The organism is Clostridium sp. OS1-26 (assembly GCF_030915445.1).
In the GTDB taxonomy this organism is placed as follows: Bacteria; Bacillota; Clostridia; order Clostridiales; family Clostridiaceae; genus Clostridium_AM.
On record NZ_CP133264.1, the window covers coordinates 5,288,763 to 5,305,227 of the forward strand.

Below are 16,465 nucleotides of genomic sequence, written 5' to 3' on the forward strand. Positions count from 1 at the left end.
ACTGCGCTAATAGTAAGATTTTTTCTAAAATAAAAGCCTTTAAAAGGTTAAGAAATATAGGAATGACACCTATTTGCATAAATAAAAAAACACCAAGCATTTGCTTAGTGTTTCTACTATTACCTGGCGACGACCTACTCTTCCACAGGGTCTCCCCTGCAGTACCATCGGCACTATGAAGCTTAACCTTCGTGTTCGGAATGGGAACGGGTGTATCCTTCACGTCATTACCACCAGATTTAGGAAAATTGCTATAAGCTTCGCATCTCTTCGTCAAAGCATTCACTGCGGTGCTCATTTACTTATCAGTAAACTCCGCTCCTCACTCATACTTTTCCTCGATCTACTCGCTTCTATCAATTTTGTTGCTACTTTTTGCAACAACAAATTTTCAAATATTTGTTCTCTGAAAATTGCACAGTGAATGTATTTGGTCAAGCCCTCGACCTATTAGTATCAGTCAGCTGAACATGTTACCATGCTTACACCTCTGACCTATCAACCTTGTGTTCTTCAAGGGGTCTTACTAGCTTACGCTATGGGAAATCTAATCTTGAGGTGGGCTTCACGCTTAGATGCTTTCAGCGTTTATCCCGTCCCGACATAGCTACCCAGCTGTGCTCCTGGCGGAACAACTGGTGCACCAGAGGTCAGTCCATCCCGGTCCTCTCGTACTAAGGACAGCTCCTCTCAAATTTCCTACGCCCGCGACGGATAGGGACCGAACTGTCTCACGACGTTCTGAACCCAGCTCGCGTGCCGCTTTAATGGGCGAACAGCCCAACCCTTGGGACCTACTTCAGCCCCAGGATGCGACGAGCCGACATCGAGGTGCCAAACCTCCCCGTCGATGTGGACTCTTGGGGGAGATCAGCCTGTTATCCCCGAGGTAGCTTTTATCCGTTGAGCGATGGCCCTCCCACGAGGAACCACCGGATCACTAAGCCCGACTTTCGTCCCTGCTCCACTTGTATGTGTCGCAGTCAGGCTCCCTTCTGCCTTTGCACTCTACGAACGATTTCCAACCGTTCTGAGGGAACCTTTGGGCGCCTCCGTTACTTTTTAGGAGGCGACCGCCCCAGTCAAACTGCCCACCTAACAATGTCCCGTGACCAGATTCATGGCCGCCGGTTAGAATCCCAGTACTGTCAGGGTGGTATCCCAAGGATGACTCCATAAGAGCTGACGCCCTTATTTCTCAGTCTCCCACCTATCCTGTACAGACAATACCGAAACTCAATGCTAAGCTACAGTAAAGCTCTACGGGGTCTTTCCGTCCAATCGCGGGTAGCAAGCATCTTCACTTGCACTACAATTTCGCCGGATTTGTTGTCGAGACAGTGCCCAAGTCATTACGCCATTCGTGCGGGTCGGAACTTACCCGACAAGGAATTTCGCTACCTTAGGACCGTTATAGTTACGGCCGCCGTTTACTGGGGCTTAAGTTCACACCTTCGCTTGCGCTAAGTGTTCCCCTTAACCTTCCAGCACCGGGCAGGCGTCAGCCCCTATACATCAGCTTTCGCTTTAGCAGAGACCTGTGTTTTTGCTAAACAGTTGCTTGGGCCTATTCTCTGCGACCTACTTGCGTAGGCACCCCTTATCGCTAACTTACGGGGTCAATTTGCCGAGTTCCTTGACAACAATTCTTCCGCTGGTCTTAGGATTCTCTCCTCACCTACCTGTGTCGGTTTGCGGTACGGGCACCAACTTCCTCCATAGAGACTTTTCTTGGCAGCGTGGAATCAGATACTTCGCCCGAAAGGGCTCCCCATCACACCTCAACATTGACTAAACGGATTTGCCTGTCTAGTCTGTCTAAGTGCTTAGACACACATCCAATAGTGTGCACATCTTATCCTCCTGCGTCATCCCATTTGTAATAACGTCAGTTGGCGGTATCGGAATATCAACCGATTGTCCATCACCTACGCCTTTCGGCCTCGGCTTAGGTCCCGACTAACCCTGAGCGGACGAGCCTTCCTCAGGAAACCTTAGGTTTTCGACCAATAAGATTCTCACTTATTTCTCGCTACTTATGCCAGCATACTCACTCCTGTACAGTCCACCGCTCCTTTCGGTACGACTTCAATCCATACAGGAAGCTCCTCTACCGCTCTTTCGAGCCCATAGCTTCGGTGGTAAGTTTTAGCCCCGGACATCTTCGGCGCAGGATCTCTCGACTAGTGAGCTATTACGCACTCTTTGAATGAGTGGCTGCTTCTAAGCCAACATCCTAGTTGTCTTAGAAATCCCACATCCTTTTCCACTTAACTTACACTTTGGGACCTTAGCTGATGATCTGGGCTGTTTCCCTTTTGACCACGGATCTTATCATTCGTAGTCTGACTGCTGAGATTCAAGTATATGGCATTCGGAGTTTGATAGGGTTCAGTAACTGTTGTCAGCCCCTAGCCCATTCAGTGCTCTACCTCCATTACTCATTCTCAACGCTAGCCCTAAAGCTATTTCGAGGAGAACCAGCTATCTCCGAGTTCGATTGGAATTTCTCCGCTATCCACAGCTCATCCCATGGTTTTTCAACACCAACGTGGTTCGGTCCTCCACGGAATTTTACTTCCGCTTCAACCTGTCCATGGATAGGTCACCCGGTTTCGGGTCTACGACATGCAACTTATTGCCCTATTCAGACTCGGTTTCCCTTCGGCTGCGCACCTTAAGTGCTTAACCTTGCTACATATCGTAACTCGCTGGCTCGTTCTACAAAAAGCACGTCATCGCACGTAAAAGTGCTTTGACCGGTTGTGGACACACGGTTTCAGGTTCTATTTCACTCCCCTCCCGGGGTTCTTTTCACCTTTCCCTCACGGTACTGCTTCACTATCGGTCACCAGTTAGTATTTAGCCTTGGGAGGTGGTCCTCCCTGCTTCCCACAAGGTTTCACGTGTCTCGTGGTACTCTGGAGCAGATCTAGAGTCTTCTCTTTTCACTTACAGGGCTGTTACCTTCTACGGCGGAGCCTTCCAGCTCTCTTCAATTAAGATACCTCTCCGTTTATGATCTGTCCGCAACCCCAGGAACAAGTTCCTGGTTTGGGCTCTTTCCCTTTCGCTCGCCGCTACTTAGGAAATCGATTTTTCTTTCTCTTCCTCCGGGTACTTAGATGTTTCAGTTCCCCGGGTATATCTCTATAAACCTATGAATTCAGTTTACAGTACACTACGTTAGTAGTGTGGGTTGCCCCATTCGGAAATCTTCGGATCACAGGCTATTTGCGCCTACCCGAAGCTTATCGCAGCTTATCACGTCCTTCTTCGACTACTGGTGCCAAGGCATTCACCATGCGCCCTTTGTAGCTTGACCATCTAAATTAATATTACCTTCGCATTACTGCGTCAGCTTCCCTCACTGCGGTGCTCATTTACCTTAAAGTAAACTCCGCTCCTCATTCGGTTGCTTCCTTGTTCTGCTCGCTACTATTAATTTATATTAATTCTTAAATCTACAAAGGTTACTTACTTATATAATAAGTAGTTTTACCTTCAGCTTTACTTTTATTTAATATCACTGTGCAATTTTCAAAGAACAATTGAAGAATACTATGATCCTTCAAAATTAAACAGAGTGTAAACAAACCTTCAAGATAGAATTACCTATCTTGTCGACTCCTTAGAAAGGAGGTGATCCAGCCGCAGGTTCTCCTACGGCTACCTTGTTACGACTTCACCCCAATCACTAACCCCACCTTCGGCCGCGTCTTCCTTACGGTTAGACTACGGACTTCGGGTGTTGCCAGCTCTCATGGTGTGACGGGCGGTGTGTACAAGGCCCGGGAACGTATTCACCGCGACATGCTGATTCGCGATTACTAGCAACTCCAGCTTCATGTAGGCGAGTTTCAGCCTACAATCCGAACTGAGGGTAATTTTATAGTTTTGCTCCACATCACTGTATTGCTTCTCTTTGTATTACCCATTGTAGCACGTGTGTAGCCCTAGACATAAGGGGCATGATGATTTGACGTCATCCCCACCTTCCTCCCGGTTAACCCGGGCAGTCTCACTAGAGTGCTCAACTTAATGGTAGCAACTAATGATAAGGGTTGCGCTCGTTGCAGGACTTAACCTAACATCTCACGACACGAGCTGACGACAACCATGCACCACCTGTCTTCCTGCCCCGAAGGGCTTCCTCCATTACGAGTAATTCAGGAGATGTCAAGTCTAGGTAAGGTTCTTCGCGTTGCTTCGAATTAAACCACATGCTCCGCTGCTTGTGCGGGCCCCCGTCAATTCCTTTGAGTTTTAATCTTGCGATCGTACTTCCCAGGCGGAGTACTTATTGTGTTAACTGCGGCACAGAAGGGGTCGATACCTCCTACACCTAGTACTCATCGTTTACGGCGTGGACTACCAGGGTATCTAATCCTGTTTGCTACCCACGCTTTCATGCCTCAGCGTCAGTTACGGTCCAGAGAGTCGCCTTCGCCACTGGTGTTCTTCCTAATCTCTACGCATTTCACCGCTACACTAGGAATTCCACTCTCCTCTCCCGCACTCTAGACTTCCAGTTTGAAATGCAGCACCCAAGTTAAGCCCGGGTATTTCACATCTCACTTAAAAATCCGCCTACGCATCCTTTACGCCCAGTAAATCCGGACAACGCTCGCCACCTACGTATTACCGCGGCTGCTGGCACGTAGTTAGCCGTGGCTTCCTCCTTTGGTACCGTCATTATCGTCCCAAAAGACAGAGCTTTACAACCCGAAGGCCTTCATCACTCACGCGGCGTTGCTGCATCAGGCTTTCGCCCATTGTGCAATATTCCCCACTGCTGCCTCCCGTAGGAGTCTGGACCGTGTCTCAGTTCCAATGTGGCCGATCACCCTCTCAGGTCGGCTACGCATCGTCGCCTTGGTGAGCCTTTACCTCACCAACTAGCTAATGCGCCGCGGGTCCATCTCAAAGCGGATTACTCCTTTAATTAGTTCTCCATGCGAAAAACTAATGTTATGCGGTATTAATCTCCCTTTCGGGAGGCTATCCCCCTCTTTGAGGCAGGTTACCCACGTGTTACTCACCCGTCCGCCGCTAATCCACCCCGAAGGGTTTCATCGCTCGACTTGCATGTGTTAGGCACGCCGCCAGCGTTCGTCCTGAGCCAGGATCAAACTCTCAATTTAAAAGTTTGAATGCTCATTAGTTAAGCAGACATCCAAAATCTCTGATTTTGAGATGGTCGCTTAGTTAAACACGTCAGTGTTTAACTTCCTCTACTAATTATATTAGTAGTTCAAAAGAATTGCTGGTTTAGTTTACTTAATAAAAATCATCTTGATTTTTAACCTCTGTTTAATTTTCAAGGATCATGTCGCTCATTTGCGACTGGATTTACATCTTATCATGCTTGTGTCTATCTGTCAACTAGGAACTTATTCCCAAATCAACAATTACTGAGCTTAATTTTAAGCTATGCATTAGACAACCTAATTTGTTGTCAATACTTTTGGTTGCGGGGGCAGGACTTGAACCTACGACCTTCGGGTTATGAGCCCGACGAGCTACCAGCTGCTCCACCCCGCGTCATTATATATTGTATTGAACAAATTTTGTATCTAATCGCTAACTGCGACTGGATTTACATCTTATCATGTCTGTGTCTGTCTGTCAATCAGTGAATTATTGCCAATTTACAACTACTTAACTTGGCATTAAGCCATGCATTAGACAGCTTTCAGATAGTATCATACAACCTAATTTGTTGTCAATACTTTTTGGTTGCGGGGGCAGGACTTGAACCTACGACCTTCGGGTTATGAGCCCGACGAGCTACCAGCTGCTCCACCCCGCGTCATTATATATTGTATTGAACAAATTCTTGTTTTGTGTTTGCCGCTCCTTCAAGCGACAAGTGATATCTTATCATGTATGTAGATGTAAAAAACCGACTATGCACACCTTCAGTTCAAATTGTTATTATAATTCTCATGCATTCTTTAATATACTCATTATTTAATATAGTGATACGCCTGACTTAGTTTATGTGAAAACACTTAATTATATGCAACAAAATTCAAGCTAAGGTCAAAGTATCTCCCCCTGTACACATCTCTTTTCATATCTAAGATAAGATATAGAATAGCAAAATCATTAAAATTATATTTATATCTCACTCATGTGAATTAAAATAAGCATCAAATTATAAGTTAATTTGATATAGAAAAGTATAAATAGGATTATGAAATCAAATAATAAATTTAAAACCACATTTTTATTGATTAAATATACTAGATAAATTTAACTGAGAAGGTATTATCTTAGGCGAAGAATATATACTTCTAAATAAATATGTTAGGTGGTGATATATGGTATGGAAATTAGAGAAGGTCAAATGGTTCCACTTGGATACGGAAAATTTGCCCGTTCAGATAAAATTATCAGTTTAGAACGCATTGAAGACGAGCGCGGTCCTGGAAGAAGAACTCTTGTATACGTCGATAACGTAAAATCACCTTTGGTCGCATCCAGAACTGAAAACTCTATTCTTGCAAATATGGTAGAAATACCGAGTGAAGAATTGGAAGCAGCTGCAGCTTTAGAACTCTTATATGATATTCGAGATGATATACAACAAATTGGGCCCATGCTCCGAAAGAGTATTAAAAAAGAGGCTGAATTTGATTTAGACAAAATTGAAAAACGTATAAATGAAATTCTTCAACATGAAATTGAGTCTGGTGAATTTATGTAAAAATTAATCTAAATTCGGATAAAATATTAAATACAAGAAATAAACCACACTATATCCGCTTTTGATTTTTACAGATATAGTATGGTTTATATAATTATTTATTTTTGTTTTAATAATTAACCATAAATCTTCATTTTCAAAATCAACTCTCCATATGATTATATCCAATTTAATTGTTGTCGTTAACTATGGCACTTACACATCCGTTTTAGATTTTAATATCTTTTTCAATATTTCTTATAACATCTATTAAAGCATCTATCTCTTTAGGCACTCTTAATCTCACAAAATTTTTTCCAAGTCCTATAAAACATTCCCCAGATTCAGTAATGACGTTATTTTTCTTAAAAGCATTATACAAATCGAACTCATTATTCGGATGCATCATAAGCATAATAGGACATTCTAAACTAGTTTCCATAACCCTTAATTTCGAACATTCTTTTATAACCTTATTTTTTATTTCTTTTATTTTATCTACTGACTCTTTAATAAATCCAGTATCTCTTAATGCCATTCTAGCAATATTATAACTAATTGTATTTATACTAAAAGGAAGTTCTACTTTTTTAAAATATTCTAAAAGGAATTCACTGCATAAGATATACCCTACTCTTATTCCAGCAAGTCCGAATCCCTTAGAAAAAGTTCTCGCAACTAATAGATTTGGGTACTTATTTAGTAATGTAATTGCTGAGTTTTTTTTACTCATAAATTCTCCGTATGCCTCATCTATGACTACACATATATCCATGTCTTTTGCTACTTCTATAATTTCCTCTAATTCTGATAAAGGTATAATCTGACCTGTAGGATTATTAGGATTATCTATATAAATAATCTGATTTCTATTGTTCATTCGACTTATTAACTTTTTCTTATCAAACTTAAAATTTATATCATCTTTTAGTTCAACGTATTCATACATACCTCCCTGACTTTTTACATCTGTTATATATTCTGTAAATTGTGGACAATATCCTAAAACACTATATTCTTTATCTACAAACATCATATTAATAGTGTTCAAAATCCCCATAGATCCACACCCAAGTCTTATATTCTCGCTATTTATCTCAGCAACATCGGACCAGTATTTAGAAATTTCTTTTCTTATTTCTGTGTATGGGTATTGTGGATAGTTGTTTAAATTCTCTATGCTGAATAGATCCTTTTCTTCACTAATTAACTTTGAGCATCCAAAAGGATTAACTCCAAGTGAACAATCAATCAGCTTCTTTTCGCTATATATGTTTTCTCCACCTTCATCTACATAACTTACTCTATTGAAATCACATATATGCCTTCTCATCTTAATATTCATGCCTTTACCCTCCCTGTTACTATACTACTCTGTAATTAAGCAATCTTAACCATATCAAAATAAATAGCAAAATATATGCCAATAGACATTAAGAATCTAAACTCTCATTCTATGCATTCTAGAAGAGGTTTCCTTTAAAGTACAAAATAAAAAAGTGTAAAATGATTTACACTTTTTTATTTTGCTTATTATATACTTTTACGTATGATCTGCACTATTAAAGACTACGGCTATTTTTGTTGTGATTTTTCTTGATTGTGTAAATGTATTTACATGTAAACATATTTACACTTTTAATAAATTTTCACCTTCTAAAGTTCTCTTTATATTTTATACTCCTTTAACAATTTATATAAAGTCGGTCTTGAGATTCCTAATAATTCCGATGCTCTTTTCTTATTTCCACTAGTTAATTCTAATGCATCTGTTAAAGCTTTTCTATTTATTTTAATTATCTCTCTTTTTATAAATTTCTCATGCTTATATTCCTTTAATCCGGCCATTGCCAGATTTTCCTCTGTAATGTATTTCCCATCACAAATATACATACATCTTGACAATGTATTTTCAAGTTCTCTTATGTTTCCTGGCCAAGTATATTGCATTATCATTTCTTTTGCTCCACTGCTTAAACCATCAATATTTTTTTGTATCTTTTCACCAAACTTTTTAATAAAATAATCTGCAAGAATCAGCACGTCCTTTTCTCTTTCCTTTAGAGGGGGTACTTCTACATAAAGAACCTTTAATCTATAATATAAATCACTTCTAAATTCTCCTTGTTCAACAAGCTTCTCTAGTCTTCTGTTTGTAGCGGCAATAACCCTCACATCAACTTTAATGGGTCTAGTTCCCCCAATTCTATTAATGCACATGGTTTCAAGAACTCTTAATAGCTTAGCCTGAATGTGTATTGGCATTTCCCCTAATTCATCAAGAAATAATGTTCCTCCGTGAGCTAACTCAAACTTTCCAGGTTTCCCGCCCTTTTTCGCCCCTGTAAATGAGCCTTCCTCATATCCAAATAACTCACTATCTACTAGCTCATTGGGAAAGTTAGCACAATTTAATGCAATGAATGGCTTGTTTCTCCTACTACTGTAATTATGTATAGCCTGAGCAAATAACTCTTTTCCTGTTCCGCTTTCTCCAATAATTAAAATGTTTTCACTACTCTTAGCAAATACCTTTGCAAGCTTAATATTTTCTTTTATTTTTCTGCTTTCCCCTATAATATGATCAAATGTGAAAAAGGCTTCATATCCTGCCATTGTGCTTGTAAGTTTTCTAGACCTTTCAATACTCCTGAATATATCAATTGCTCCAATAACATCCATTTTTCTATCAAACACTGGATATCCTGAATTAGTTAATTGTACAGTTTTTTCCTTAAATCTTAAAAAATATTCTACATCAATAACACTCTTCTTGGTATCAATAATTTCTCTTAGCAGTGGCTTGTCCTTTGAAAGCTTATCCATTTTTTTGCCTATTAACTCTTCCTTACTGGTACCTAAAATGCTGCAGCAAGCTTTATTAACATAAATTAAATGTCCATCTTTGTCACAAAAGGATATCCCCTCATTTACTGAATCCAGAGCCCTTAATAATAGATCATTATGACTGGCATGCTTATCAATTAGGCTCATGTATTTTTCTATATTATCATTGATGCTATTAAACATATCCATACATTCTAAATCTTTTTCGCTTTCTGATATAAAATATAAATAATATTGTGATATATCAAGCATATTTATTTTATAAATATAATGATATAATTTATATTTTTTATCTAGGTCAATAAAGATTTTAGTCATTTTATCATCATTACTATCGGAATTAACATTAAAAGCAGCTCTTTTTCCAACCCATTCCTCTAGCTTTTCATTTTTTTCAAAGGACAATGCAGCAATAATATTTTTATTAATATCAGTAAAAAAGATATAGCCATCTTGCTGCTTGATACATTCAATGGCTAGAAAAAAACAATCCTTAATCTTTTCAAAGTAAGTTTTATCAAAATTTCCATCACTCTCTTCAAATGATGAGCTTATGTACTCTTTTACTAAATTATTGCTCATATCTTATACCTCTTATAAAAACTTATTTAAACTTCATAATTTTAATAGTGATGTTTACAACTATATACTGATTATTCCACACCCCTTTATTATTTCCTTTATTTTATAGATAAACCAACTGTATGATTGACTTATTCGAAAATATTGTTAGTGATTTCTGCACAAACTAAAATCAATTAGAATTTAGTTAGGAGATATTACTATGGGGAGAAAAGGTATTGAAGTTGAATCATTATACGGCTTCACAACAGAAAGCCTTAAGAAAATGAGAAATTCACACGAGAGTGAATTTGCACGCAATGTATTAACTGCTGTCGCTATGCGCTATGAAGGTTTTAGTACTATAAAAATTGCCAAGTTCTTATTAAAATCTAAGCAAACAATTATAGATTATATTAAGAAATGGAATTCAGTTGGGTTAAAAGCATTAGAGGATCATCGTGGAGGTTCTGAAGGAACTTTTACAGCTGAAATGCTTGATGACCTAATAAATACTGTACTGCATACACTTCCAAACGACTTTGGCTTTATAGGTAATGTATGGACATGTCCACTTCTTGTAGAGTATATCTATCAAAACTATGGTGAAAAGTACTCTAAAGAATATATAAGAATATTGCTAAAGCGAAACAATCTTAGCTACAAAAGAGCGCAGCGCAAGCCGACTAAGGCTGATAAGGTTGAACAAGAAGCCTTTAAAAAAAATGAAATACCTTCTACCTATTGTAGAAAACTCTTCTGATTGTGTATTTTATGCTATGGATGAAACTGGCCTTAGGACGGAGTCTGATATCCGTAGAACATGGAGCCCTGTAGGGATATCCCCTAATTTAGAAAGCAATAATTCTCATGAGGGACTTAATCTAATAGGCGCCACCGAAATTACCAAAAACTTTGATACTATCATAGATGCCTATTCGGCGAAACAAGTGATTACCTCTGAAGAAGTACAGACATTTCTTGAGAGGCTACTTGATATAAATGCAGGTAAAAAGGTGTATGTTTTATTAGACAATGCGAGATTTCATGTTTCTAGAGCTATGCAGGCTTTCGCCGAAGCTCATCGATATGAGATGTTTTTGATAAACACTCCTAGATATTCTCCTAAGTTAAACCCTCAGGAGAACATCTGGAATAAATTAAAGAACTGTGTCTTTAGTGTTAGTGCATATCCTTCTATTGATGAACTTTTTGAGTCAATCAAATTAGTTTATTATCATTTTAATGAACAAAAGGATATGATTAAGTCCTTAGCTTATGCTAGAAATTACTATATATGAGTCTAGTTTTGAGTTGGCTTATCTATAAAAGCAAGATAACTTTTTAATTTTCTAATCAAATTTTAATCTTTCACTAATTCTTCTCTAATTATCCTCCATTATTATATAAACATAAGCAATTGGTTCTCATATTAAACTAATTAAATTAAAAATATTGAATTGGAGGAATTAAAATGACAATTACAATTGAACAAATCGATTTATTAAGAAAAAGAGCAAATGTGGGATATAAGGAAGCCAAAGAAGCTCTTGAAAAATGTAACGGTGACATAGTTGATGCTCTATCATATCTTGAAGAGCAAAACAAGATCAGACCTGAACAGGAGGAGTGCATTAAAGGCTCGACTTTCATTAAAAAGGTTAAAAATTTAATTTCAAAGGCTAACAAAATAAAATTAGTAATATCTAAAAATGATAAAACAATATTAAATTTACCTTCTACATTGGTTGTTATATTTAGTATCTGCGCAATGCCAGTTGCAATAGCAGCTTTAATACTTGCTCTAGTTACAAATTGTAAGCTAAGATTTAACAAAGAAAACGGTGAGGAATACGACATTAATAATAAAATAGACAAAGTTGCTAATGTAGTAAATAATGTTACAAATAAGATAACAGAGGAAATTAAAAATGCTTAATACTAAGCCTGCTTATGATTTTTCATAAAGCGGGCTTAATTTTTCTCATATTTTCACAATAATATAAAAAGAGTATAATTAATTTAAAATGCTTTATTTTTGGAGGGTGTAAAATGATCAACGAAAAAATTCTTATTATAGAAGATGAATTAAAAATAGCTAGATTTGTACAGCTTGAACTTGAGCATGAAGGATATGTTGTTGATCAAGCTCGGGATGGAAGGATTGGCCTTGATAAAGCTTTAAACGGAAATTTTGATCTCATAATACTTGATGTAATGCTTCCATCTCTAAATGGAATGGAAGTGCTGAGGAGGCTAAGACAATCTTCTGAAGTTCCTGTTATTATGCTTACGGCCAAAGATGAAGTCATGGATAAGGTTATGGGACTTGACATCGGCGCTGATGACTATATGACAAAGCCCTTTGCTATAGAGGAACTTCTCGCACGTATTCGTGTGACCTTTAAGCGTAAAAGAGTCTCTATTTCTAAATCTAATCTTATTGAAATAGGAAATTTAAAATTGGATATGGATAAGTATACTGTAACCTACGATAACGAATCTATAGATCTGACGAAAAAAGAATTTGATTTACTAAAATACTTAATGATTAACAAGGATATAGTATTATCAAGAGAAAGTATACTTGAAAAAGTGTGGGAATATGATTATGCAGGCGACACAAATGTAGTAGATGTTTATATTCGCTATTTAAGAAGTAAAATTGATGATAAATATAATGAAAAGTTTATTCACACAGTTCGAGGAGTGGGGTATCAGTTAAAACATGAATAAAATAAAATCTATTTTCAAGGTTATATTTCAAGTTATAAGAATTATATTTCTAATAGTAAAGTCCACCTTAAGCTTTTTATCTAAGCTACTGGATAGAGTTATTGAAAATATCTCAAACAAACTTCGTTTTTCAATTACATTTAAAATAACAATAACGTATATCTTTACTTTTATAATAATTTTTTCTTTAATGAGCGCAGGAATATTGGCTAGCTTTAAATACTACATCGAGAGTGGTATAAATAGTGATTATCTATCCATTCTTGGTGCTATTTTAGCAGGCTGCAACATTATAGGATTGATAATAATTATAATAATTGGTTCAAGAGCAAGCAAAAAGTTCCTATCTCCTGTAGAAACTATGACTAAAACCGTAAAAGAAATATCCATAAATGCTCTTGATAAAAGACTTGATGTAAGAGGTTCTAAAAATGAACTTAAAGATTTAGCTAAAACCTTTAATGATATGCTTGATAGAATTCAAAAGTCTGTGGATCAGCAAAATCAATTTGTGTCCGACGCTTCACATGAGCTAAGAACGCCAATTTCCGTTATACAGGGTTATGTCAATCTTTTAAACCGATGGGGAAAAAATGACAAGGAAATATTAGAAGAATCTATTTTAGCTATTAAAAGTGAGTCTGAGAATATGAAAGATCTAGTTGAACAGCTCTTATTTCTAGCTCGCGGAGATAAAAATACTCAAAAAATTGAAAAACAAAATTTTATGCTCAATGAATTAATTCAGGAAATATTAAAAGAGACTAAGTTAATTGATTCAGCTCATCAAATAGAAAATGAATATAGTCAGGAATTTGAAATCAATGCTGATAGAAAACTTATTAAAGAAGCTATAAGAATATTTATAGATAATAGTATTAAATACACTCCAGAAGGCGGTACGATAAAGCTTGATTCTTACAAAAAGAATGATAAAGCTGTTATAACCATTGGTGATACCGGCACAGGAATTTCCAGTGAAGACCTTCCCTATATATTTGATAGATTTTATAGAGCTGATAAATCTAGGACAAAGACCAATGGCGGCACAGGACTAGGGCTAGCAATTGCAAAATGGATAATAGATAATCATGATGGTACAGTTGACGTTTGGAGTAAGCCTGACATAGGAACAGTTATAAAGGTAACTCTATCTATAAATTAATAATACTTCCCCAGCAAAAATCTTATTGCTGGGGTTTATTTAAATGATGTAGCTTATGGAATACTCCGCCGACACTTCCAGTACTCATATAAGCCCTGATAGCATCTAAAATTTAATATCAACAATCCACTCTTTTCTAAGTTCCCACAGACCTGCTTGCAAATCTCTTTCCTGCATAGCTCCAGACTTTATTAATTTGTGATATCTAAACAAGTTGTCCCAGCTCTTTTTTACTTTTGATTTTAAGTTTGGGTAAAAAGGCTTAGTAACTATATCTGATTCAATTGAAATATTCAGCTTTGCTAACATATCTTTATGCATTTTTTCATCTTTTTCATTATCTGCTAAATATTTTAGATTTAAAATCTTGTTCCAATCTTCAGCTTTAAAAAAAACGACTTCTTCAATAGGTACTTCCAAAGAAAGCAGATAATTGCCTGGATACCATCCAGCATACTCTATTTCCGTGTATGCCCAAAATGGATATTCAGCATTTTCAGGCTTTTTTACAATATTCTGTGCCTTACTTATGTACCAATTGTACGCCTCCAAAAACACCTTGGAAACCTCCTGATACTTTTTTACAATGAATTCTCTTTTCACATGGCATACCTTATGTTCCATCAATACTTTAACAACCTCTGGACTTTGAGAAGTATACAGCATTATCTTATTACTCTTTGCACCCATTCTTTTTTCACCTCCCAAATTGTTCCCTGCTTTAAATTTGACAATGAATAGGAATTGTCAAATAATCTATCCCAACTTTTAATTATTTCATTTTTAAGATGAGGGTAAAAGCCACTCATATATGCATTTGAACAATTTGATATTCCGTAATCCTTAAGTTTTTTATCGTATTCCTCTTCATCTTCCTTACTTAATGGAAGATACCAAAAATTAACCACCCTATCCCACTTTTCCGAATCTGTTACAATAACTAAATCCTTCTCTACTAAAAGCTCTAATATAACGGTACCAGGAGTCTGTTGAAGCATAAAATCAGGAGTTATTGAAACCCAGACAGGATATTTTACATCATGAGGCTTTAGAACTATTTCACTTGCTTTATTGGTATACCAAGAATACACTTCAAAATAATATTTAGCACAGCTTTCTAATTTATTTTCTATATATTCTTTCTTTACAATATATCTTTCTTCATTTTCTAAAACATCAAGAATATTCTCATCCTGTCTGGTCCATATTTTTACTTTTTCTTTCATAAAAATCACCTTACTATGAATATCTTAAATTAGTACTACTTAAATCCATTCTTTATAAGTAAATTGACAGCCTTTTCACTTTCATCTTCACTTACCAAAATGATTGGACCTGTGCAACCCATTCCGCTTTCAGAGTATATACCTTCCTTCCAGAGTACCCTGCAAGCATTCTCAAGCTCAAGAATATCGATTCCAGGTATTCCGTATGTTACTACCTTTTTAGGCGGTATCTCAACTTCTTCTACTGATGCTGCTGGCTTATCTTTCTCAAGTATTTTCCCTATTATCTCTCTTAATCCTGCAGCATTAGCACTTTTATACTCACACTCCGCAAGCTTTATTAAATTATTTTTTGCAGAAATAGCACAGTATTTTAAAGCCTCACAAATTAGCGGTGCCCCAGAAGCACGGGATACTATGTTTACTATTTTATCATAACCTTCTCCAACGCCTGAGCCATATCCATATCCGACAGTTTCATAGTTGCCTCCTGTTGTAAATGAAGCAAATATCTTTATTAGTAAATTTCCTGTCAATGAATCACAAACCATAACATCAGGTGTTCCCGCTAGTAAATCATTTCCTCTCATGACTGAACCGCCATCTGCTCTTAGTGATTCACCAAAAGTAAAATCATATCCTCTGCTTTGCAGTTCTTTAAGAGCTCTCTCAACTCCTCTAGCACCATCTACATTTAAAATGCCGACCTTTGGATCTTTAATACCACAGGCCTTTGCAACGGCTATACCATTTATTGTGTTTTTTATCATTCCTTCAACTCTATTCGTTGCGGTTGTCCCTGTAGTTGTTGCAATTATTAACTCTTTTCCAAGTCCTGGAGTTATTAATCTTCCCACTGTGGAAACTCCTATTGGAAAATCAAAATGCTGAGTTACACATCCATCTATTACCCTACTCTCTAATAGCTCTACCATTTTTTTATGACCTTCTTCAGCATCAGCGACTTCAACAACTTCAAAGTCACCTTCAACCTTAGGTCCAATTAAAACTATATCAAAATCACCATATTTACTCTTCGCAAGTGCTGCAGCTTTAGCCATCTCTAGGGCACCATGCTCTGAACCAAAAGTGGTTAATCCAATTTTGACTCTTTTTCCGAAGCTTCCAATTATAATTCCATCAGCTATTTCATTAAATACTTCTGCAATTACTTTTTTAGTTTGCTCCATGTTGCTCCCTCCTCTTTATTAGTATCTACTCGATAATTTCTAATAGCTG

At 37.1% G+C, this 16,465-nt stretch carries 11 protein-coding genes, 2 tRNA genes and 3 rRNA genes; 6 read left to right on the plus strand and 10 right to left on the minus strand.

The features are described 5' to 3' along the window. Positions 1 to 121: 121 nt before the first annotated feature. From rrf to RCG18_RS26170, 5 genes are all read right to left on the minus strand, one after another. Positions 122 to 238: ribosomal RNA gene (gene rrf / locus RCG18_RS26150) — 5S ribosomal RNA — on the minus strand. 192 nt (positions 239 to 430) lie between these two features. Then, positions 431 to 3,325 (minus strand): 23S ribosomal RNA (locus RCG18_RS26155). Between the two features lie 310 nt (positions 3,326 to 3,635). Continuing rightward, a 16S ribosomal RNA gene (locus tag RCG18_RS26160) occupies positions 3,636 to 5,144 on the minus strand. Together the 16S, 23S and 5S rRNA genes with 2 tRNA genes alongside form the textbook arrangement of a ribosomal RNA operon. A gap of 324 nt (positions 5,145 to 5,468) precedes the next feature. Then, positions 5,469 to 5,544: transfer RNA gene (locus RCG18_RS26165), tRNA-Met, on the minus strand. Between the two features lie 192 nt (positions 5,545 to 5,736). Then, positions 5,737 to 5,812 (minus strand) — tRNA-Met (locus RCG18_RS26170). Between the two features lie 519 nt (positions 5,813 to 6,331). Here RCG18_RS26170 and RCG18_RS26175 point away from each other — a divergent pair. Then, the gene (locus RCG18_RS26175) at positions 6,332 to 6,712 is read left to right on the plus strand and encodes a hypothetical protein (RefSeq protein ID WP_308038889.1); all 381 of its coding nucleotides are present in this window, start codon (positions 6,332 to 6,334) and stop codon (positions 6,710 to 6,712) included. A 208-nt stretch (positions 6,713 to 6,920) separates the two neighbouring features. Here RCG18_RS26175 and RCG18_RS26180 read toward each other — a convergent pair whose 3' ends face one another. Both RCG18_RS26180 and RCG18_RS26185 read right to left on the minus strand, forming a co-directional pair. Next, entirely contained in the window at positions 6,921 to 8,036 is a 1,116-nt protein-coding gene (locus RCG18_RS26180) for a histidinol-phosphate transaminase (protein WP_308038891.1), read from the minus strand. A gap of 323 nt (positions 8,037 to 8,359) precedes the next feature. Beyond that, entirely contained in the window at positions 8,360 to 10,120 is a 1,761-nt protein-coding gene (locus RCG18_RS26185; RefSeq protein WP_308038892.1) for a sigma 54-interacting transcriptional regulator, read from the minus strand. 202 nt (positions 10,121 to 10,322) lie between these two features. Between RCG18_RS26185 and RCG18_RS26190 the strand changes: the two genes are divergently transcribed. From RCG18_RS26190 to RCG18_RS26210, 5 genes are all read left to right on the plus strand, one after another. Then, entirely contained in the window at positions 10,323 to 10,862 is a 540-nt protein-coding gene (locus RCG18_RS26190; RefSeq protein WP_308038893.1) for a winged helix-turn-helix domain-containing protein, read from the plus strand. After that, positions 10,825 to 11,400 carry a transposase gene (locus RCG18_RS26195; RefSeq protein ID WP_308038894.1) on the plus strand — a complete coding sequence of 192 codons (576 nt, stop codon included), beginning with the start codon at positions 10,825 to 10,827 and terminating at the stop codon, positions 11,398 to 11,400. The genes RCG18_RS26190 and RCG18_RS26195 overlap by 38 nt, the downstream gene beginning before the upstream one ends. A 173-nt stretch (positions 11,401 to 11,573) precedes the next feature. Then, positions 11,574 to 12,038, plus strand: coding sequence for a DUF4342 domain-containing protein (locus tag RCG18_RS26200; RefSeq protein WP_308038895.1), 465 nt, complete (start codon positions 11,574 to 11,576; stop codon positions 12,036 to 12,038). A 113-nt stretch (positions 12,039 to 12,151) separates the two neighbouring features. After that, positions 12,152 to 12,835, plus strand: a complete 684-nt coding sequence (locus tag RCG18_RS26205; RefSeq protein ID WP_308038896.1) for a response regulator transcription factor — start codon at positions 12,152 to 12,154, stop codon at positions 12,833 to 12,835. Continuing rightward, positions 12,828 to 14,000 (plus strand): HAMP domain-containing sensor histidine kinase, encoded by a 1,173-nt coding sequence (locus RCG18_RS26210; protein WP_308038897.1) that lies wholly within the window; start codon positions 12,828 to 12,830, stop codon positions 13,998 to 14,000. The genes RCG18_RS26205 and RCG18_RS26210 overlap by 8 nt, the downstream gene beginning before the upstream one ends. Before the next feature lie 105 nt (positions 14,001 to 14,105). On the opposite strand, the gene RCG18_RS26215 is transcribed toward RCG18_RS26210, so the two are convergent. From RCG18_RS26215 to grdD, 3 genes are read right to left on the minus strand one after another with little or no spacing between them, the layout of a single operon-like run. After that, complete coding sequence (locus RCG18_RS26215; protein WP_308038899.1) at positions 14,106 to 14,690, minus strand: DUF3841 domain-containing protein; 585 nt, start codon at positions 14,688 to 14,690, stop codon at positions 14,106 to 14,108. Next, positions 14,666 to 15,226, minus strand: a complete 561-nt coding sequence (locus tag RCG18_RS26220; protein ID WP_308038900.1) for a DUF3841 domain-containing protein — start codon at positions 15,224 to 15,226, stop codon at positions 14,666 to 14,668. The genes RCG18_RS26215 and RCG18_RS26220 overlap by 25 nt, the downstream gene beginning before the upstream one ends. A gap of 35 nt (positions 15,227 to 15,261) precedes the next feature. Next, positions 15,262 to 16,416 carry a glycine/sarcosine/betaine reductase complex component C subunit alpha gene (grdD, locus tag RCG18_RS26225; RefSeq protein WP_308038901.1) on the minus strand — a complete coding sequence of 385 codons (1,155 nt, stop codon included), beginning with the start codon at positions 16,414 to 16,416 and terminating at the stop codon, positions 15,262 to 15,264. Positions 16,417 to 16,465: the final 49 nt, after the last annotated feature.